The organism is Tidjanibacter massiliensis, assembly GCF_900104605.1.
GTDB classification, from domain to species: domain Bacteria; phylum Bacteroidota; class Bacteroidia; order Bacteroidales; family Rikenellaceae; genus Tidjanibacter; species Tidjanibacter inops.
This window is the reverse complement of sequence record NZ_LT629960.1, coordinates 709,624-729,821: the sequence shown is the minus strand read 5'-3', so window position 1 is coordinate 729,821 and position 20,198 is coordinate 709,624. Positions and strand designations below refer to the sequence as shown.

Here is a 20,198-nt window from a genome sequence, read left to right as displayed (position 1 = left end):
AAATAAAATCAATGACGATTATGGGTATGAAAGCAGACGAACAAGTGCTGCTGCGGGCCGAAAAATGGCTTGCAGGGGATTTTGACGAAGCGACTAAAAGGCAAGTCAAGCATCTGATTGACAATAATCAAAAGGAGCTTACCGAAAGTTTTTACAGAGATTTGGAATTTGGTACAGGAGGTCTGCGCGGCATCATGGGTGTGGGAACGAACCGGATGAATGTCTACACGGTAGGCATGGCCACGCAGGGGCTTGCCAATTACCTCGCCAAGACATTTGCCGGAGAGGAGATAAAGGTGGCTGTCAGTCACGACTGTCGCAACCACAGCCGCGAGTTCGCCGAACGCGTGGCCGACATCTTCGCATCGAATGGTTTCAGGGTATTCCTGTTCGACTCGCTCCGTCCTACTCCGGAGCTCAGCTTCGCTATCCGGGAGCTCGGCTGCAAAAGCGGCGTGATGGTGACCGCGTCGCACAATCCCCGCGAATACAACGGTTATAAGGCTTACTGGACGGACGGTTCGCAGGTGGTCGCGCCTCACGACCGGAATATTATCGCCGAGGTCGCGGCGATTACCGACATCGACCGGATAAAATCCGGCCTGCATCCGGAGAACATTACCATACTGGACGAGGCTTTCGACCGGGTGTATCTCCAGCGCATCAAATCGCTCTCTCTGTCGCCGGAGGCGGTGGCCGCCAACCGGGATATGAAGATAGTCTATACACCCATTCACGGATGTGGTTACAGGCTGGTGCCTCAAGCACTGCGTGAGTTCGGCTTTACCGACGTGAGTACCGTCGCGGAGCAGATGGTGATTGACGGCAACTTCCCGACGGTGGAATCTCCCAACCCGGAGGAGCGTACGACGATGCGTATGGCCATCGAACAAGGGATGCGGGAGAGGGCCGATATCGTTCTCGCCACCGACCCCGATGCCGACCGCATCGGTATCGCGGTACCGGACGAGGAAGGAAATTACGTATTGCTGAACGGCAATCAGACCTGCGTCCTGCTTACCTATTATATTTGCCGCCGCTGGAGCGAGACGGGAAGACTCGACGGACACCAGTTCGTCGTGAAGACCATTGTGACCTCCGAGATGGTTGCCGAAGTGGCTCGAAGTTTCGGGGTGAAGGTATTCGACTGCCTGACCGGGTTCAAGTATATTGCAGGCATCATCCGTCGGCAGGAGCCGCTCGGAGAGAAGTATATCGGCGGCGGCGAGGAGAGCTTCGGGTACCTGCCTGAGGATTTCGTGCGGGACAAGGACGGCGTCAGCTCGTGTGCGCTGGCTGCGGAGGCTGCGGCCTGGGCCAAGAGTATCGGAACGACGCTTTATCAGTTAATTAAGGAGCTTTATGTAAAATACGGCTTCTATAAAGAAGGGTTGGTGTCGATAGTGCGCAAGGGCCAGGAGGGCCAGGAGGAGATACATCGTATGATGGTCGATTGGCGTACTGCGCCGCCTAAGGTCATCGCCGGTTCTTCCGTCGCAGTCATCAGAGATTATCTGACAGGAGAGAGTCGCGACCTGACGACAGGCAAGGTAACCCCGATTGATATGGAAAAGAGCGACGTCCTGCAATTTATTACGGCCGACCGAAGCATGGTCTCCGTGCGTCCTTCCGGGACGGAACCCAAGATAAAGTATTATTTCAGCGTTCGGGAACCGCTCGATGCCATCGACCGGTATGATGCCGTCGGCAGCGAACTCGATGCGAAGCTCGAAAGGATAAAGAAAGACCTTCGGTTGGAATAGGGAAAAGTTCGGTTTGATGGATGCGGCAGGGGAAAAGGAGGAGTTTCTTTTCCCCTGCCGGCATTTTCGGAAGCATACTTTCCGGTATAAGGGGTTTGCTTTACGGAAGATGGGATGGTGTGTCGCTGTCGAGAAAAATCTCCTCCGGATAACGGACGGCGGTCAGGAAAAGTCCCTGTGCCGGGGCGGAGGAGCCCGCCCGCGAAAGGTCACGGGCGGCGATGATGCTGCGGAATTCGTCCGGCGTCATTTTGCCCCGGCCTACTCCCACCAGTGTGCCCGTAATGGCCCTGACCATATTGCGCAGGAAGCGGTTGGCGCGGATGGTGAAGATGAGTTCCGTTCCCTCCTGCCTCCATCGGGCATATGTGACTTTGCAGATGTTGGTCTTGTTGGCGGAGTTGAGTTTGGCGAAGGTCGTGAAGTCGTCGAATGCGAGCAGATGCGCGGCGGCTTCGTTCATGGCGGCGGTGTCCAGAGCGCCGCGATACTGCCACGATGTTTCGCGGCTGAAGGGGTCTTTCTCGCTGCGCATGTAATAGGTATATTCCCGTTCGGCGGCATCGAAACGGGCATGCGCATCGTCCCGGACGCGGCGGATGCGGTGGACGGCGATGTCGTCCGGCAGCATCGCATTCAATTGGTAGCGGAGCGCTTCCGCCTCCGCGACGGGAGCGGCGTCGAAATGGGCCGTATAGTCGCGGGCATGTACGCCCGTGTCCGTCCGTCCCGCACCCGTCACCGGCGTGGGGAGACGCAGGACGGTGGACAGGGCGCGTTCGAGTTCCGCCTGGACGGAGGGAGCATTCCGCTGTATCTGCCAGCCGTGATAATTCGTCCCCTTATAGGATAGGTTCATGAAGTAGCGCATGCGTCTTGTTTTAGCACAAAGATAGGCACCGGTACGCATATCGCGTGCGGAGGCAGCCATAAAATTGCCGGAACCGCCGGTAGGATACAGTAGTGTGCGGATGAAGTGTCCGCTCCGGTTTTGCCGGGTGTCCCCGTGCCTGTGGCGGGACGGGAGGATTTCGCAGCGGCCGGTCGCTTTTTTGTAACCTGAGAGGCGGAGTATTCAGGGATTATATGTTACTTTTGCAAAAAAATTTCGGGCGGTACCCTTTGATATGGCCGACATTAACCGACGGTGCCGACTGCTGATTATTCCGATACTGCCGATGAAAAAAGTCCTTACTTTTTCCCTGCTCCTGATTCTCGGCCTTGCGGCCTCTCAAATGTTGCCCGGTTTGCTCGGCGAAGGGTATGCCGCTTTCCGGAACATCTCCACTACCCTCCTCTATGTCTGCCTGTCGTTCATCATGATAAATGTGGGGCGGGAATTTGAGATAGATAAAACCCGCTGGCGCTCCTATGCGGCGGATTATTTTATCGCCATGGCGACGGCTGCCGTTCCGTGGCTGCTCATCGCACTCTACTATGTCTTCGTTCTGCTGCCTCCGGGGTATTGGGGCGATGCCGGCGCATGGAAGGAGAACCTGTTGCTCAGCCGTTTTGCCGCTCCCACTTCCGCTGGTATCCTGTTCACCATGCTGGCGGCGCTGAATCTCAAGCAGAGCTGGATGTACAGGAAGATTCAGGTGTTGGCCATTTTCGATGATTTGGATACCATTCTGCTGATGATTCCACTGCAAATCATGATGATAGGCCTTCGATGGCAGTTGTTTGCGGTCATGCTTATCGTGTTCCTGCTCCTGTGGCTCGGATGGAAAAAGCTGAATGCCTATAACCTGCGGCAGGAGTGGTGGGCCATCCTCCTCTATTCGGTTGCAGTTTTCGGAATAACCCAGGTGATTTATTTGGTCTCCAAACATTTTTACGGCGAACAAGGGAGTATCCATATCGAGGTGCTGCTGCCGGCCTTCGTACTCGGTATGGTCATGAAGACCCGCCATATGGATTCCCCCCGCGAACGCGCTGCCTCGTCCGGTATCTCGTTCATGTTCATGTTTCTCGTCGGACTCAGCATGCCGCTGTTCATCGGGCTCGATACATCGTCGGCTGCGGGTGCCGCTTCCGTAACTGGTTCGCAGCCCATGATGTCCTGGGGTGTCATCGCCCTCCATGTCGTCGCCGTATCTTTTTTGTCCAATATCGGCAAGCTGGTGCCCATGTTTTTCTACCGCGACCGGAAATGGAGCGAACGCCTGGCACTCTCCATCGGCATGTTCACTCGCGGAGAGGTGGGGGCCGGCGTCATTTTTATCGCCATCGGTTACAATCTCGGCGGACCGGCGCTGGTCATTTCAGTGCTGACGCTTGTACTGAACCTGATTCTCACGGGTATTTTCGTCGTATGGGTGAAAAAACTCGCTTTGCGTACCTATACGCCCGACGTTCTTTCCGTAGCCGAATAGCGGAGAGAACCGTGATGTTGCCGGACGGTAGGAAAAATACCGTTTGGATATGCTGTGCATCGGGACGTTTTGAGTACCTTTGCACAATACCGGTCTTTTCCGGAACTCGATAAGAAGGCATGAAAACAGTCATCATAGGATACGGCACGATGGGGCACGAGATAGAACGTGTGCTTATCGACCGGGGCCATACGGTACTTTTTACGGTGGATGCGGGGGAAGAGGCGAAACTTGCAACGGAGCGTTTGGCGCAGGCCGATGTCGCCATCGAGTTCACCACTCCCGCTACGGCATTCGGCAATGTCGAGACCTGTCTCCGGGCGGGAGTGCCTGTAGTGTGCGGTACGACAGGATGGAACGAACGCCGGGAGGAGGCGGAAAAGCTGTGCGAAGAGCTGGACGGTACGTTCTTTTGGTCGTCCAATTTCAGTATCGGTGTAAATATCCTTTTCCGCGTCAGCGAGTATCTAGCCCGCATCATGGACCGGTTCCCGGAGTACGCGGTGTCGATGCGCGAGGTGCATCACACAAGAAAAAAGGATGCGCCGAGCGGAACGGCTGTCACGCTGGCCGAGGGTATTCTGCGTAACATCGGCTGGACCGAAGCGTGGGTGAACCATGAAACGGACTGCCCCTCCGCGCTGGGTATCGTTTCCGTGCGTGAAGGCGATGTCGCCGGTATCCACGAGGTGATATACGATTCAGTGGCGGATACCATCACGCTGTGCCATGAGGCCAAGGGGCGCCGCGGATTCGCCGTGGGTGCGGTGATGGCGGCGGAGTTCGCTGCCGGACACAAGGGGGTGCTGACCATGGACGACATGCTCGGTAGCATTATTCATTAAGAGATAATCGAGATAACTGTATAGAATAGACAGAACGACAGAACAATGAAGGAATTTTGGAGTAAGGTGCGTACGTTTTTCCGGAATCGATGGACCAAATTTACCATCGTATCGGTAATTTATATTTTGTGGCTCGTGATATGGTCGCGCAATCCTTGGATGCTTCTCGGACTGCCCGTCATATTCGACATCTACATTACGAAATATCTGTCGAGGTTCCTTTTCGGCAAAAAACATCAGGAGCGCAAGGCGACCAACAAGGCCTACCGTGAAACTTGGAGCTGGATAGAGGCCATTGTGTTCGCTGTTATCGCGGCATCGCTCATCCATACCTATATCTTCCAGATGTACCGGATACCCACCTCCTCGATGGAAAAGACGCTGCTGGTGGGCGATTATCTCTGTGTCAGCAAAGTGGCTTACGGGCCGCGGATGCCCATGACTCCCCTGTCGTTTCCGTTGGTGCATAACAGAATGCCATTTTCGCAGACGAAAAAGTCCTATTCGGAAGCAGTGAAGCGGCCCTATAAGCGCTTGGCTGGATGCGGCAGCGTGCAGCGCGACGACATCGTGGTGTTTAATTTTCCCGCTGGCGATACTGTACTCATGGAGAATCCCAATGTCACCTATTACGATGTGCTGCGCGAATTCCAGCTCACTTACGGCGAGCGGCGCGGGCGGGAACTGCTCGAGCGGCAGTATACGGTCATCTCCCACCCCGCCGACAAGCGCGAACACTACGTGAAGCGCTGCGTCGGTCTGCCGGGCGATACCGTAGCGGTCGTACACGGAGACCTTTATGTCAACGGCGTACGACACCGGGATGCTCCAGGGCGTCAATACAACTATTACGTGCGTACCGCAGGCAATCCCATCAGCCGGCGGACTTTCGACGAACTCGGCATAGCGAAAGACGACATTCTGTATGACCAGAGCGTACATACCTATCTGCTTCCCCTGACCGATGCCAATGTGGAGCAGCTTCGCGGCATGTCCAATATCGTTTCGATAGAGCGGTACGAATCGAGCGGCACGGGCTACTGGATATTCCCTAACGACGACCGTTTCGACTGGAATGAGGACAATTTCGGCCCGCTGTGGATTCCGAAGCAAGGGGCTACCGTTGCCCTTACGACGGAGAACCTGCCCCTTTACCGGAGGATAATCAGGAATTACGAGGGCAACGACCTCGAAGTGCGTGACGGGGAGATTTATATCAACGGTGCTCCGGCCGACTCCTATACATTCGCCATGGATTACTACTTCATGATGGGCGACAACCGGCATAATTCCGCCGACTCCCGTTTTTGGGGATTCGTTCCCGAAGACCATGTGGTGGGCAAACCGGTGTTTATCGGATGGTCTGCCGATAAAGACAAGAGTTTCCCAGGCAAAATACGCTGGAACAGAATATTCAGCCATCCGAAATAAAGTTTTACAGCAGTTATGGCGGATGGTGAAGACCTTTACCGGACGATAGATGCTCCTGCCGAGGCGCAATTCAAGGAGCGCAGCAGCAAGTTTTTCGCTTATGCCTATCCCGTTTCTTCGCCCGAGGAGGCCATGGAGCTTGTCGAGGGGCTGCGCAAGCGGTATTACGATGCCACCCATCACTGCTATGCCTATCGTCTCGGTGCGGACGGGGGCGTGTACCGGGCGAACGATGACGGCGAACCCTCCGGAACGGCCGGCCGGCCGATATTGGGACAGATGCTGTCCGCGGGGGTGACCGACTGCCTGATTGTCGTGGTGCGTTACTTCGGCGGGACGAAACTAGGCGTGCCGGGGCTTATCAACGCCTATCGGGAATCGGCTGCCGGGGCGCTTGCCGCAGCGAAAATCGTGGAGAAAACGGTGGATACAATATTCACGGTCGCTTTCCCGTATGTATGTATGAACGATGTGATGAAGACCGTCAAGGAGGAACAGCCCCGTATCGTTTCCCAGCATTTCGATAACCTGTGTACCATGACGCTGGCCATACGCCGGAGTCGTGCCGCTGCATTGGAGGCGAAACTGGGGAATGTGGAAGGGGCCGATGTGAAAAGGAAGGGATAAGGAACAGATGCAGAAGAACGACGCGGAAAAACACGATTCCATTTACATAAAGGGGGCTAGGGTACATAATTTGAAGAATATCAGCCTCGAAATTCCCCATAACCGGCTGGTGGTCGTCACAGGGCTTTCAGGTTCCGGTAAATCCACGCTGGCTTTCGATACCCTGTTCGCCGAAGGGCAGCGCAGGTATGTCGAGAGCCTTTCCGCCTATGCCCGCCAGTTTCTCGGCCGTATCGACAAACCCGATGTAGATTCGATAAGCGGCATCGCTCCCGCGATTGCGATAGAGCAGAAAGTTAATACGCGCAATCCCCGTTCGACGGTCGGTACGTCTACCGAGATATACGACTACCTGAAACTGCTTTTCGCCCGTATAGGGCGGACCTACTCTCCCGTCACAGGTCGGGAGGTGAGGTGTTATCAGGTACAGGATATCGTCTCCTACATCGTCGGACAGACCGGCCGACGTGTACTCATCTGTGCCACCGTCCGGCCCGCAGCAGGTCAGGGTGCCGTAGAACGGCTTACCCTGCTCGTCAAGGAGGGTATCCAGCGCATTTATGCCGACGGTGCTGCCATCCCTGTCGAAGAGTATATCTCCCGGCCGGGAATTGAACAGACCGGGGAGTTCGACATCGTGGTGGACCGTGTCAAGGTCCGCGATGACGAGGAGACGAAGAGCAGGCTGGGCGATTCGGTCGCACAGGCGCTGAGTTACGGCGGCGGGAGCTGCAAGATAGTCGTGCAGGAGGAGGACGGCGACCGGGCGGAGATCTTCTCTACCCGTTTTGAGGCCGACGGGATGACTTTCGAAGTTCCGACCGAGCATATGTTTTCGTTCAACAATCCGATAGGGGCCTGCCCGGTTTGCGAAGGGTATGGCAAGGTTATCGGAATCGACGAAGAGCTCGTCGTGCCCGACAAGACCAGAAGCATCTACGACGACGCGATAGCCGCCTGGCGCGGCGATACCATGAAGTGGTGGAAAGAGCAGTTGGTGGCTTCTGCCCACAAGTTTGATTTTCCGATACACAGGCCCTACTACGAACTCACCAGAGAGCAGAAACAGTTGCTGTGGACGGGAAACCGCTATTTCAAAGGGCTGAACGATTTCTTCGCATACCTCGAAAGCGAACGCTACAAGATACAGTATCGGGTATTGCTCTCCAGATATACGGGCAAGACGCTTTGCCATGAATGCGGCGGGAGCAGGCTCCGTAAGGAGGCACTTTACGTCAAAGTAGGCGGCAAGAACATCGCAGAGCTTGTGGCCATGAGCGTGGACAGCCTCATGGAATTTTTCGGCAGTCTCGTCCTGGACGAACACGACGCACAGACGGCTTCGCGCGTCTTGGTCGAAATACGCAACCGGCTGGCTTACCTCTCCGATGTGGGGTTGGGATATCTGACGCTCGACCGTCTCTCCTCCACCCTTTCCGGAGGCGAGAGCCAGCGCATCAATCTCGCCACGTCGCTCGGTAGCAACCTGACCGGCTCGCTCTATATTCTCGACGAACCGAGTATCGGTCTCCATCCGCGCGATACGGCGCGGCTCATTAAGGTTCTTAGGCAACTCCGCGATTTGGGCAATACGGTAATCGTCGTCGAACACGAGGAGGAGATAATCCGTGCTGCCGACCGCATCATCGACATCGGCCCGGAAGCGGGTTACAACGGCGGACAGGTGGTATTCAACGGTTCGTTCGAACAGCTTGAAAAGGCGGAAGGCAGCCTGACGGCGGATTACCTGACAGGCAAACGCGCCATACATCCTCCGACCTCTCCGCGCGGCTGGAGCAACTGCATTGAAATAAAGGGTGCGAGAGAGAACAATCTCAAAGGGATAGACGTGAAGATACCGCTCGGTGTGATGACCTGTGTTACCGGGGTGAGCGGCAGCGGCAAATCGTCTCTCGTCAAGGGGATACTCTATCCGGCTGTCCGGCGCAAACTGTTTGAAACGGGTGTGAAACCGGGTAGTTTTGAAGGGCTGGCCGGCGACGTCGGCATGTTGAAATCCATCGAGATGATAGACCAAAATCCGATTGGAAAGTCGCAGCGTTCCAATCCCGTCACCTATACCAAGGCCTACGACTACATTCGCAAGATATTCGCCGACCAGCCCTATGCCGTGAACAACGGCATGACGCCCTCCTATTTTTCGTTCAACCGGCCCGGCGGCCGGTGCGAAGAGTGTCAGGGTGACGGTTTCGTGGTGGTAGGTATGCAGTTTATGGCCGACATCGAGCTCAAATGTGAGTACTGCGGAGGCAAACGCTTCAATGACAACGTATTGGAGGTCAAGTATCATGGCCGGTCGATATACGATGTGCTGGAGATGACGGTGGACGAGGCGATGGAGTTTTTTGCGCTGGACGGCGGCAATGCCGCGAACAGGAAAGTGCTGGAGATACTGAAAACGCTGCAGGATGTGGGGCTGGGGTATATCAAGCTCGGCCAATCCACCTCCACCCTCTCCGGAGGAGAGATACAGCGGGTGAAACTGGCTACTTTTCTGATGAAGGACAATGCTTCGGAGAGTACCCTGTTCGTGTTCGACGAACCGACGACCGGACTCCATTTTCACGACATCAACAAGCTCCTCGCGGCCTTCAATGCTCTCATCGAAAAGGGACATACCATTGTGGTTGTGGAGCACAACATGGATGTCATCCGGTGTGCCGACTGGGTGATAGACCTCGGCCCGGAAGCGGGCGAAGGGGGTGGACGCCTGGTGTTTGCAGGAACTCCGGCCGACCTTGCGGAGTGTCCGGAGAGCCATACCGGACAATATCTCTCTTTACGGGCCCAAAACCGAAACGACTGATGGAATTCATCACATATACCTTGCCCAACGGCATCAGATGCATCCTCAAACAGGTCAAATCGGCGGTGGTACATTGTGCCCTGACCGTAAATACCGGCAGCCGCGACGAGCTGCCCGGCGAATACGGCATGGCCCATCTTGTAGAACACACGCTGTTCAAGGGGACGCAGCGGCGGAAAGCCTGGCAAGTGAATTGTCGGCTGGAGAACATGGGTGGAGAACTCAACGCCTATACGACCAAGGAAGAGACCGTGGTGCATGCCACTACCCTGCGAGGCGACTACGCCAAGGCGGTGGAACTGATAGCCGACATCGTTTTCCGCTCTACTTTTCCGGAACATGAGGTAGAGAAGGAGAAGAACGTGATTTTCGATGAGATAAATCTCTACAAGGATTCTCCGACCGACCGTATATACGACGAATTTGAGGACCGGATTTTCGACGGTTCGTCGCTCGGACACAACATTCTCGGCAGTAAGGCTACGCTGCGCCGGATGCACAGTGAAGATATCCGGCGGTTCGTCGCCCGAACCTATACGACCGACCAGATGGTCTTTTCGCTTATCGGCAACCTCTCCGAAAAGGCTTTTCGGACAGTGGCCGACCGCTGGTTCGGAGGCATACCGGCGAGCCAGCGGGCATTCGGCCGGACGGTACATCCTGCCCCGGAACCGTTCTGTCACTCTGTCGGCCGCGGCACCCATCAGGTACACTGTATGAAGGGCAAGCGTGCCTACGACCTGAAGGACGACAGACGCCTGCCGCTGATGTTGCTGATGAATACCCTCGGCGGCCCGTCTGCCAATTCGCTGCTGAATGTGCTGCTTCGGGAAAAAAACGCGCTTTCCTATTCGGTGGAAGCCACCTATACGCCCTTTACCGACTCGGGTGTCGCCTCCATCTACTTCAGCTGTGAGAAGGAGAATGCCTCCCGGTGCATAGAGTTGATGGACAGGCAATTGGGTGAGTTGGCAGAGCATGTCCTCTCTCCGCGCCGTCTTTCGGTCGCCAAAAGACAATTCCTCGGACAGCTCGCCATTTCTGCCGAAAACAACGAATCGTATATGCTGGGGGCGGCCAAAAGCTATCTCGTATTCGGAGATGTGGACGGTTTCGGGGAGGCGAAGGAGAAGATAGAGGCGCTCGACGGGGAGACGCTCCGGACGGTAGCGGAAGAGATATTTACGGGCATGTCGGCCCTGATTTACAAGTAGCGGATGGAACGTTTGGAACGTTATATACACGAAATGTCGTCGCCCGAGGACGCATTGATGGAGGAACTGACACGGACCACAAATCAGCGGGCTGTTCATCCCCAGATGCTCTCGGGACAAATACAGGGGCGATTCCTCGGTATGCTTGTCAGAATGCTGCGTCCGCACCGGGTACTCGAAATAGGTACGTTTACGGGATATTCGGCGCTCTCCATGGCCACTGGCATGGAGGCCGGAGCGATACTCGATACGATAGAAGCGGACGACGAACAGGAGGAGCTGATACGTTCGTTCGTGGAGCGCAGCGGATACGGTGACCGAATCCGCCTGCATATCGGCAGTGCTTTCGCGGTGATGCCCTCTCTGAACGAAACTTACGATTTGGTCTTTATCGATGGCGACAAGCGCGAATATCCGGCCTATTACCGTATGCTGATGGACGAAGGGCGGACGGTGCCGCTGGTCCGTTCCGGCAGTTACCTCATCGCCGACAACATCCTGTGGTACGGGAAGGTGGCCGAACCGGAGCAGTACCGCGACCCCCATACCATGGCGATACGGGAATTCAATCGGATGGTCAGGGAAGACGACCGGGTGGAAAATGTAGTACTCCCCCTGCGTGACGGTCTGAACCTGATTCGGGTGAAATAATGCATGCTCGGGATAACGGAAAAGGTATAATTAATTCAATAAATTAATAAATCAGTTTCTTTTCCGGTAATTTGCCGGACTTATTCGGTAATCTATATGGAGATAATGAAGATAGCGATTCTGGTGGACGGTGGTTTTTTCGATGCCGTTAATAAGAACAGAGTCAACGGTATGCTTCCGACGGCAGACCATGTGAAGCAGGAAGTGGAGAATACGATGCGATTGATTCGGGCGAAAACCCTTACCGATTCGGAAAATATTAAGGACGTATTGTTTCGCGTCTATTTCTATGACGCCCGGCCGTTCAGCGGTAAAAAGACAAACCCGCAAGGGGAAGAGTACGATTTTACGCTATCGAAGTCGTATGTCGCGAAGACCGATTTGTTAAACGAACTTGCCCGAACCGATAAATTCTGTCTGCGGTTGGGAATGTTGTCTTTTGCCGGATGGCAGCCTAAGATTGATGATAACGGCATTTTGACCGGGTATCGTCCATCTTTCAAGCAAAAGGGTGTGGATATCAAGGTCGGAATGGATATGGTTTGGATAGCGACCCATAAGGTTGTAGATAAAATCGCTATCATAGGCGGGGATTCCGATTTCATAGACCCGATTGAATTTGCAAAAAGAGAGGGAATACAGGTATATCTCAACCACATGGGCCTTAAAGTGAAAGATGAACTCATCCAGAGTTGTGATTTCGAATTGAAGTAATTTGTTATCGTAGTGAAAAAGGCAGGCCCCAGGGCCTGCCTTTTTCACTATCGACGCTTTACTGCCGTGGCGGTTTGCCGGTGGACGCCCTGTTACAGGTGTACCGCATGGCCGAGGGCGGCTTCCGCAGCTTCCATAACGGCTTCGCTCATTGTGGGGTGCGGATGTACCGTCGCGGCTATCTGGTGCGCCGTCGCTCCCAGCGCTTTCGCCAACGTGGGTTCGGCGAGCATCTCCGTTACATTGGCCCCCATCATGTGGGCGCCCAGCAGTCGGTCGGTTTTCGCATCGAAAATCAACTTGACAAACCCGTCTCGGTCGCCTGCGGCCGTTGCCTTTCCGGAAGCCGTATAGGGGAACTGTCCGACTTTGATTTCGTAACCGCCTTCGATGGCCTGTTTCTCCGTCAGCCCGACCATGGCGATTTCCGGCGTAGTGTAGACACATGACGGAATGGTGGTATAATCTATCGGGGCGGGAGCGTGACCGCATATCTTTTCCACGCAGCAGATGGCTTCGGCAGAGGCCACATGCGCCAGTGCGGGGCCGTGAACGATGTCGCCGATGGCATATACGCCTTCGACATTCGTACGGTAGAAGTCGTCTACTGTTATTTTGTCACCCTGGAGCGTGATGCCCGCCTCTTCGAGACCGAGTCCTTCGAGGTTCGACTTGATGCCGACTGCCGAAAGGACGATGTCGGCCGTAAGTATCTCTTCGCCTTTTTTCCCTTCGATGCGGAGTTCGCATTTTCCGTCGCCGTTTACCGTCACGTCTTTCACCGTAGTACCGGTCATGACGCCTATCTTCATCTTCCGGAAGGCGCGTTCGAGCGCTTTGCTGACGTCGGTATCGGCGGCCGGAAGCAGTTGCGGCAGGTATTCGATAACCGTTACCTTCACTCCGAGCGAGGCATAGAAATAGGCGAACTCGCAGCCGATGGCACCCGAACCGACTACGGCCATGCTTTCGGGAAGTTCCCTGAGGACGAGAGCCTCTTTGGAGGAGATGATTTTCCGGCCGTCGATAGGCATGAACTTCATCTCGCGCGGACGGGAACCGGTCGCCAGTATGATGTGGGAAGCCTCTACGGTCTGTTTCGTACCGTCGGTTCCTTCCACCTCGACCGTACCTTTCCCGCCGAGCCGTCCGCGGCCGTTGATGACCTCGATTCCGTTCTTCTTCATCAGGAACGATACGCCCTTGCTCATCGTATCGGCCACTCCCCTGCTGCGTTCGACGATTTTGTCGAGCGGGGCGGTTATCTCTCCGTTTATCTCGATACCGTAACCGGCCGCGTGTTTGGCATAATTGTACACCTGAGCGCTTTTCAGAAGGGCTTTGGTGGGAATGCAACCCCAGTTCAGGCAGACGCCGCCCAATTCGGCTTTTTCCACTACGGCGGTTTTCAGGCCGTTCTGCGCGGCCTTTATCGCGGCCACATATCCTCCGGGGCCGCTGCCTATTACGACAACATCGTATTTCATTTCTTGTTTGTTTTAATGTGATTATCCATTTTCTTTCAAACCTGCGGCCCGAACGGAGCGGGCTCCGGCCAGGCCGCAAATTTAACAAATAAGCCCCGGATTCCTTCCGCGGCCGGCTGCTTTTATTCCACTACGCGCAGCACGTCGCCGTGGTCCCGGACGACCGCTTCCTTCCATTCGTCCGTATAACCGGGCCATTCGGGTGTTTCGGGTATCTTGTCGCTGTAACCGTTGGTTACGAAACCGTCGGCGTTCTCCACCTTCACGTTACCGTCGATATATTTAACCATCAGGTATCTGTCCAGTGTCTTCCATCGGTCGAACAGCCGTTGTGCGTTCTCGACGGAAAATCTCGTGGCTTCGCGTATCATTCGGTTATGCGACATATTGCTGTGCATCACCTTTTCGTCGAACTCCTGTACCTTGAGCAGCATTTCATTCTCCCATGCGTCCACGTTCTCGCGGACAGCCTTGCCGATTACATTGTACCGCAGGTAGGCGAACTGTGCCACACGGTTGAAAATCCAGAACGCCGCCGTGTCGGAGTACTCCAGCAGACTGCCGTTCTCTTCGCTGAAACAGGGAGGGACTTCGGTCGTCCCGCAGTATATCGGTGTCAGCGCCGAAGTGGCAGCATCGTCCACACCGAACCAGAGTACGCCCCCTATCGCATCGGGCAGATAGCTGCGGGCCTGCGCCACGAACCAGAAACCGGTCTGCTGCGTTGCGGTCGCACGTTCGTTCACATAGGTCTCTCCTTCCCACTCCCACTCCATGGGCCGCCAGCGGTAGGGACATGCGCTGCCGCCTGCACCGATGTCGGCGGTCATGTCCATCGGAGTACCCTCGAAATGGTCGCGCATGGCGTCGAACACCTCCTTGGGCGAAATCTTCTTCGAGGGTTTCACCCACAGGGGCATGCGATTTTCGGGATTGTATCCCATCGCATAATCCAGGTAAGCGTCCATGCCCGGGGCGAACGTACGGAAGAACGACCATACGCGGGCTTCGCAGCCGCGCATCGTTCCGAATTCGAGCGGCGCGTACACGTCGCTGAAGCTGAAATCCTCGTCGCTGCCGTCGTAATATCCCATCTCGCGGGCGAACGAAATGACATCCGGGGCATAAAGACAATTCTCTGGGTCGTCAAGCGGGAACTGCGTGATGCGGGCCTGGTTGGCATGCGCACAGATGTAACCGTCGGGGATACGGCGGGCTACCCAGACGATGCCTTTGTTGACGTTCCGACCCTCCACGATTTTGCTCCCCTTGCCTATCATCTCGAAAATCCACGCCTCTTCCTTGTCCACTATCGAGAACGATTCGCCGCTGGAGGCGTAACCGTACGTATTGGCCAGCTCCACGATGGTGGCGATGGCCTCCCGCGCCGTAGCAGCCCGCTGGAGCGTGATGTAGATGAGCGAACCGTAGTCGATGCCGCCATCGGGGTCTGCCAGTTCCGGACGGCCGCCATAGGTAGTCTCAGCGATAATCAACTGACGGTCGTTCATGTTGCCTACCGTGGAGTAGGTGTGCGCGGCTTGCGGAATGTCTCCGAGGTAGCGGCCCGTATCCCATTCATAGACGGGCATCATGGTTCCCGGCCTGTAGCCCTTGCGCGGGGCATCGTATTTGTACAGCGCCCCGTAGAGCTGGTGCGAATCGGCGGCATAACTTACCATGGCCGAACCGTCCGTGGATGCTCCTTTCGTGATGATGAAATTGGTACATGCGGCAGCGGTTCCCACCCCTATGGTCGCAAGTAGTCCGGCTGCCAAAAAGAATTTTCTCATTTTATAGCGTATTAATTGATTGTCCGTATCGACACGGAAAGCAAATATATGAAAATTATGCGTATTTTTGTCTTAACATAAAAATAGCGATGTCACTGACAGAAAGATTACAGGAGGTTAAGACCTCCATTCCGGAGGACGTCACGCTGGTGGCCGTCTCCAAAACCCATCCGGCAGAGATGATACGCGAGGCGTACGATGCCGGCCAGCGGATATTCGGCGAGAACCGTCCGCAGGAACTCAGGGAGAAGTATCCCCTTTTACCGCCCGACATACGGTGGCACATGATAGGACATTTGCAGACCAATAAGGTGAAGTACATCGCTCCCTTCGTGGAGCTCATCCATTCGGTCGATTCGGACAGGTTGCTGGCCGTGATAGACCGCGAAGCCGCCAGGAACGACCGGACCATCGATGTCCTCTTTGAGGTGCACGTTGCCATGGAGGAGACCAAGAGCGGATGGGCACCGGAGGAGCTGCGCAGCTACCTGGCCGGAGGGGCATGGCGGACATATGGAAACGTACGCATCCGGGGCTTGATGGCCGTGGCGTCGCAAACGGATGACGATGCACGGATACGGGCCGAATTTACTGCAGTACACGGGTTGTTCCGTGAATTTCGGGAAGCCTACTTCGGAGCCGGGTTCGATACGCTGTCCATGGGAATGACGCACGACTATCCCATTGCCGTGGAGTGCGGTGCCACCATGGTACGCATAGGCAGCAGGATATTCGGAGAGCGGGATTATAGGAAATAAATAAACGATAGCGATTATGACAGACCTTTCGGTAAAATACATGGGGCTCAGGCTGAAGAACCCCTTGATAGCAAGCAGTTCTCCGCTGACGGCAACGGCCGCTCACATCGAGGAGCTTGCCCGCAACGGCATCGGTGCGGTGGTGCTGAAATCCATTTTCGAGGAGCAGATATCCGGCGAAGCGGCCATGATGGCGCGTTATGGCAACGACTCTCCGGAGGCGGCCGATTACCTCCATGCTTATCTCGGGGCCGATTATATGAAAGGGTTTATCGACCTGATATCGGAGGTCAAGCGAAAGACCGACCTTCCCGTCATTGCCAGCATCAACTGCATGAGCAAAGGCAAATGGGTGGAGTATGCCGGAAAGATAGCGTGTGCCGGTGCAGACGGACTGGAGCTGAACATTTTCTTCATGCCCGATAACGAGACGCAGGCATCGGCGGAGATAGAGTCGCGTTACCTCGGTATCATAGAGGCCGTTACGCGGTCGGTGGATATTCCCGTGTCGGTCAAGTTCAGCATGCGTTTCACGAATATTTTCCACATGATGCAGGCTTCGTTCAACCGCGGTGTCCGGGGAGCTGTCCTCTACAACCGGTTTTTCGAACCCGATATCGATATCGATAGCATGGAGTATGTTCCGGCCAGCGGGCTCAGCACTCCGGCCGAGTTGCATAAATCCCTGCGCGACGTAGCCATCGCAACGGCCGAAATTCCCGGTATGGACATATCGGTCTCCACTGGCGTGCACAGCGGAGCGGATACCGTCAAGGCGATACTTGCCGGTGCCCGTACCGTACAGCTTTGCAGTACCCTGCTTATAAACGGTATGCAGGTTATCGGTGATATCGACGCTTTCCTGACCGGATGGATGGAGCGCAACGGCTTCGGAACCGTGGACGACTTCCGCGGACTGATGAACCGGAAAGAGCGCCCCGGCGACCCGCTGCTCGAACGCGTACAGTATATGAAGACTTTCCCGGCGGAGATTTGAATCATTCTGGAATAAAATAAAGGGAGCGTGGTAGGTCCGTAACCGCGCTCCCTTTTTTGTGAATTCCTGTTCCGTACTTTATCGCACGCGTAGTTTGCGTCCTTCCCGGATGATGGCATCTTCCGAAATGTTGTTCAGCTGGCAAAGCCTCTTGACGGTCGTACCGTACTGTCTGGCTATTTTGCCGAGATAATCGCCGCGCCGGATGGTATGGTACAGAGGGTCGGTTTTTGCCTGCTCCTGTTTGATGGCGGCCTGTGTGGTGGATTCGATGTTCTCCAGAATGTCTTCGGAGGTGAGTTCCCCGTCCGGAGAGTGTACGGCGAGCAGGGATTCATCGTAATCGTCCTCCTCTTCCAGTGTTTCAGAGGCCCGTGAATAGATGCTGAAGAACGAACGGTCGAGGGCGAAAGTCTGATAACGGAGGTCGCCCGTGGAGAAGTCGATGAGATGTTCCGGGTCGAACGCCTGGTCGCAATACCGCATCTCGAAATGGAGGTGCGCCCCGCGGCTGCGGCCCGTATTGCCGCAGAAGCCGATAACCGTACCGGCCGTCACATAATCGTCCTGCGCCACGTTGCAACGTGTCAGGTGGGCATACCAGGTTTCCAGCCCGTTTTCGTGGCGGATGATGACCAGATTGCCGTAACCGCCGGTATTGTACCGGGCATAGCGCACTTTGCCGTTGAAAGCGGCGTATATCGGTTCGCCGACGGAGAGGGGGATATCCACTCCCTGATGCCGCCGCCGGCCGCGGGTACCGTATTTCGAGAAGACTTTGCCTATAGCCGGGGCGTGGAAATCCCCGTACCGGTCAATGAGCTGCAGGTCGATAACCGGCGGCAGCTCTTTGAGCTGGATGTCCGTATAGGCGAAAACCCGGTCGTTCACCCAATGTTCCCGATAGACCTCCCTGTCCATTCTTTCGTTCAGGTCGGGATAGTAGTAACACCAGGTATTGTTCGTGAATATCACTATTTTGATATTGCTGTCGTCCGTATCGAGCGTATCTATCGCCCGGCGAGGCAAGTCTTCGAGTTTCGGGACACTGCGCTGTGCGGCGAGCAAAAGGGGGATGGTCCACAATACGACGGTACAGACTATCGCTTTGGCGGCGGAAGTGTTGCGTTTCATTCTGTTCGATATTCTTTCTCCATGTATTTGGCCGCTGCATCCAGCTCTTTGTAGAATTCGGCGCCGAATTTCCGGATGATGGGTTCCCGGAGCGACTCATAGACGCGTATTCCCGTTTTCCTGCCGTATCGACGAGCCGGTGCACAGATATCCCAACGGTGGTAGTGCAGTCCTTCGCTGCCGTCGCTGAACTTCGTGACGCGTATCGGATAGAGATGGCATGAGACCGGTTTGCGAAAAGCGGTACGGCCTTCGTGCCATGCCTTTTCGATGGCGCAGAGAGTCGTGCCGTTTTCCCGGCAGGCATAGGCGCAGTCGGCATCCCCTATCAGGGGCGTGGTATAGTCCCCGTCCCCATCTATCACGAAAAACCCCTGTTGCGCGACCGCCTGTCTGCCCTCTTCGGTCATGTAGGGACTGAACCGCTCGTATTCTCTCTCCAGAACGGCGAGTTCCTCCTTTTCGAGCGGAGCGCCGGCATTGCCCTCCACGCAGCACATGCCCCGGCAGGCTGCAAGGTCGCAGCAGAACCGTTCGGTCAGGATGTCGGTGACGACTATCCGTTCCTCTATCTCTATCAGCGCCTGCATAGGGTATCTTCGATAACGGCGTTTATCACCTCCGTCATGTTCAGGCCTGCCGCGGCTATCTGTTTGGGTACGATGCTTCCGCCGCTCATGCCGGGGACGGAGTTGATTTCCACCATATATATATCCCCGGTGGGAGTCATGATGAAGTCCACGCGTACGATTCCGCGGCAGTTGCATGCCTTGGCCGCCGCTTCGGCGAGCCGCTGTATCCGGACCGTTGCTGCGGCGGGAATCTCCGCCGGCGTGATTTCGTCCGACATCCCCGCGGTATATTTCGCCTCGTAATCGAAAAACTCTTTGTGCGACTTGATTTCCGTTACGGGAAGCGCCCGGATTCCGTCGGCAGTTATCCAGACGCCGCAGCCGAACTCCCTCCCCTCGATGAACTCCTCGATGAGCACAGCGTCGCTTTCGGTGAAGGCGCGTTCGATTGCGGGGACCATGTCGGCAACGCTCTTTACTTTGGTTACTCCACAACTGCTTCCGCTGGCATTCGGCTTTACGAAGACGGGCAGTCCGAGCCGGGCGGCTATCGCATCGGCATCCACCCGGTCGCCCCGGCGCAGCAGGACTTCGCGGGCAAGACACAAACCGTCGATTTCTGACACGATGCGTTTGCAGAGTGTCTTGTCGAACGTCTCCACCGAGGAGACGAAACCCGATGTGGAGTACGGAATACCCATCATCTCCAGATATCCCTGCAACTTGCCGTCTTCGCCGGGCGTACCGTGTATCATGATGAAAGCATAGTCGAACCGTATCTTGCCGTCGCCGACCGGAACGGAGAAGTCCGTCTTGTCCACTTCGACCTTCCGGTCCCCGGCCCCCTTACAGGTCCAGTGTAAACCGTGGACATCGACTGGAATGACATTATATCGACTGCGGTCGAAAGCATCGAGTATCATTGCGGCGCTTGCCAGCGCTACCTCCCTTTCGGAGGAGTTCCCACCCGCAAGCAGGGCTATATTTAATTTTTTCATCGGAAGAGTCTC

Annotated in this window: 17 protein-coding genes; 11 read left to right on the top strand and 6 right to left on the bottom strand. The window is 55.6% G+C overall.

All coding sequences use genetic code 11. From position 1 onward, the window contains the following. The first annotated feature begins 20 nt into the window (after window positions 1-20). The gene (locus BQ5361_RS04160; RefSeq protein WP_035473303.1) at window positions 21-1,763 is read left to right on the top strand and encodes a phospho-sugar mutase; all 1,743 of its coding nucleotides are present in this window, start codon (window positions 21-23) and stop codon (window positions 1,761-1,763) included. Between the two features lie 100 nt (window positions 1,764-1,863). Here BQ5361_RS04160 and truA read toward each other — a convergent pair whose 3' ends face one another. Further along, window positions 1,864-2,634 carry a tRNA pseudouridine(38-40) synthase TruA gene (truA, locus tag BQ5361_RS04155; protein WP_035473300.1) on the bottom strand — a complete coding sequence of 257 codons (771 nt, stop codon included), beginning with the start codon at window positions 2,632-2,634 and terminating at the stop codon, window positions 1,864-1,866. Window positions 2,635-2,941: 307 nt separating this feature from the next. Here truA and BQ5361_RS04150 point away from each other — a divergent pair, with 307 nt between their 5' ends. The 8 genes from BQ5361_RS04150 (at window position 2,942) to BQ5361_RS04115 (ending at window position 12,447) form a co-directional block, all read left to right on the top strand. After that, entirely contained in the window at window positions 2,942-4,138 is a 1,197-nt protein-coding gene (locus BQ5361_RS04150) for a hypothetical protein (RefSeq protein ID WP_035473380.1), read from the top strand. 119 nt (window positions 4,139-4,257) lie between these two features. Then, window positions 4,258-4,983 carry a 4-hydroxy-tetrahydrodipicolinate reductase gene (gene dapB / locus BQ5361_RS04145; protein WP_035473298.1) on the top strand — a complete coding sequence of 242 codons (726 nt, stop codon included), beginning with the start codon at window positions 4,258-4,260 and terminating at the stop codon, window positions 4,981-4,983. 45 nt (window positions 4,984-5,028) lie between these two features. Beyond that, window positions 5,029-6,414, top strand: coding sequence for a S26 family signal peptidase (locus BQ5361_RS04140; protein WP_035473296.1), 1,386 nt, complete (start codon window positions 5,029-5,031; stop codon window positions 6,412-6,414). A 15-nt stretch (window positions 6,415-6,429) separates the two neighbouring features. After that, window positions 6,430-7,041: an IMPACT family protein gene (locus BQ5361_RS04135; RefSeq protein WP_035473293.1), complete on the top strand. Its 612-nt coding sequence runs from the start codon at window positions 6,430-6,432 to the stop codon at window positions 7,039-7,041. 7 nt (window positions 7,042-7,048) lie between these two features. Beyond that, a complete protein-coding gene (gene uvrA, locus BQ5361_RS04130; protein WP_035473290.1) occupies window positions 7,049-9,868 on the top strand; it encodes an excinuclease ABC subunit UvrA in 2,820 nt (939 codons plus the stop codon). Continuing rightward, window positions 9,868-11,082 carry a M16 family metallopeptidase gene (locus tag BQ5361_RS04125; protein WP_035473288.1) on the top strand — a complete coding sequence of 405 codons (1,215 nt, stop codon included), beginning with the start codon at window positions 9,868-9,870 and terminating at the stop codon, window positions 11,080-11,082. The genes uvrA and BQ5361_RS04125 overlap by 1 nt, the downstream gene beginning before the upstream one ends. Window positions 11,083-11,085: 3 nt before the next feature. Next, window positions 11,086-11,733: an O-methyltransferase gene (locus tag BQ5361_RS10530; protein ID WP_035473286.1), complete on the top strand. Its 648-nt coding sequence runs from the start codon at window positions 11,086-11,088 to the stop codon at window positions 11,731-11,733. A 96-nt stretch (window positions 11,734-11,829) separates the two neighbouring features. Further along, entirely contained in the window at window positions 11,830-12,447 is a 618-nt protein-coding gene (locus BQ5361_RS04115; protein WP_035473284.1) for an NYN domain-containing protein, read from the top strand. Window positions 12,448-12,539: 92 nt separating this feature from the next. Here the strand turns inward: BQ5361_RS04115 and lpdA are convergent, their stop codons facing one another. Both lpdA and BQ5361_RS04105 read right to left on the bottom strand, forming a co-directional pair. After that, complete coding sequence (gene lpdA / locus BQ5361_RS04110; protein WP_022063580.1) at window positions 12,540-13,934, bottom strand: dihydrolipoyl dehydrogenase; 1,395 nt, start codon at window positions 13,932-13,934, stop codon at window positions 12,540-12,542. Window positions 13,935-14,056: 122 nt separating this feature from the next. Then, window positions 14,057-15,727, bottom strand: coding sequence for a dipeptidase (locus tag BQ5361_RS04105; protein WP_022063579.1), 1,671 nt, complete (start codon window positions 15,725-15,727; stop codon window positions 14,057-14,059). A gap of 89 nt (window positions 15,728-15,816) precedes the next feature. On the opposite strand from BQ5361_RS04105, the gene BQ5361_RS04100 reads away from it, so the two are divergent. Together BQ5361_RS04100 and BQ5361_RS04095 are read left to right on the top strand one after the other, a co-directional pair. Continuing rightward, entirely contained in the window at window positions 15,817-16,485 is a 669-nt protein-coding gene (locus BQ5361_RS04100; RefSeq protein ID WP_035473282.1) for a YggS family pyridoxal phosphate-dependent enzyme, read from the top strand. Window positions 16,486-16,501: 16 nt separating this feature from the next. After that, a complete protein-coding gene (locus BQ5361_RS04095) occupies window positions 16,502-17,482 on the top strand; it encodes a dihydroorotate dehydrogenase-like protein (protein ID WP_022063577.1) in 981 nt (326 codons plus the stop codon). Window positions 17,483-17,560: 78 nt separating this feature from the next. Here BQ5361_RS04095 and BQ5361_RS04090 read toward each other — a convergent pair whose 3' ends face one another. The 3 genes from BQ5361_RS04090 to BQ5361_RS04080 are packed head-to-tail and all read right to left on the bottom strand — an operon-like array spanning window position 17,561 to window position 20,186. After that, window positions 17,561-18,616, bottom strand: a complete 1,056-nt coding sequence (locus BQ5361_RS04090) for a peptidoglycan DD-metalloendopeptidase family protein (protein WP_035473280.1) — start codon at window positions 18,614-18,616, stop codon at window positions 17,561-17,563. Then, the gene (locus BQ5361_RS04085; protein WP_035473378.1) at window positions 18,613-19,197 is read right to left on the bottom strand and encodes a DUF3109 family protein; all 585 of its coding nucleotides are present in this window, start codon (window positions 19,195-19,197) and stop codon (window positions 18,613-18,615) included. The genes BQ5361_RS04090 and BQ5361_RS04085 overlap by 4 nt, the downstream gene beginning before the upstream one ends. Continuing rightward, the gene (locus BQ5361_RS04080; protein WP_035473278.1) at window positions 19,194-20,186 is read right to left on the bottom strand and encodes a D-alanine--D-alanine ligase family protein; all 993 of its coding nucleotides are present in this window, start codon (window positions 20,184-20,186) and stop codon (window positions 19,194-19,196) included. The genes BQ5361_RS04085 and BQ5361_RS04080 overlap by 4 nt, the downstream gene beginning before the upstream one ends. Between the last annotated feature and the right edge of the window lie 12 nt (window positions 20,187-20,198).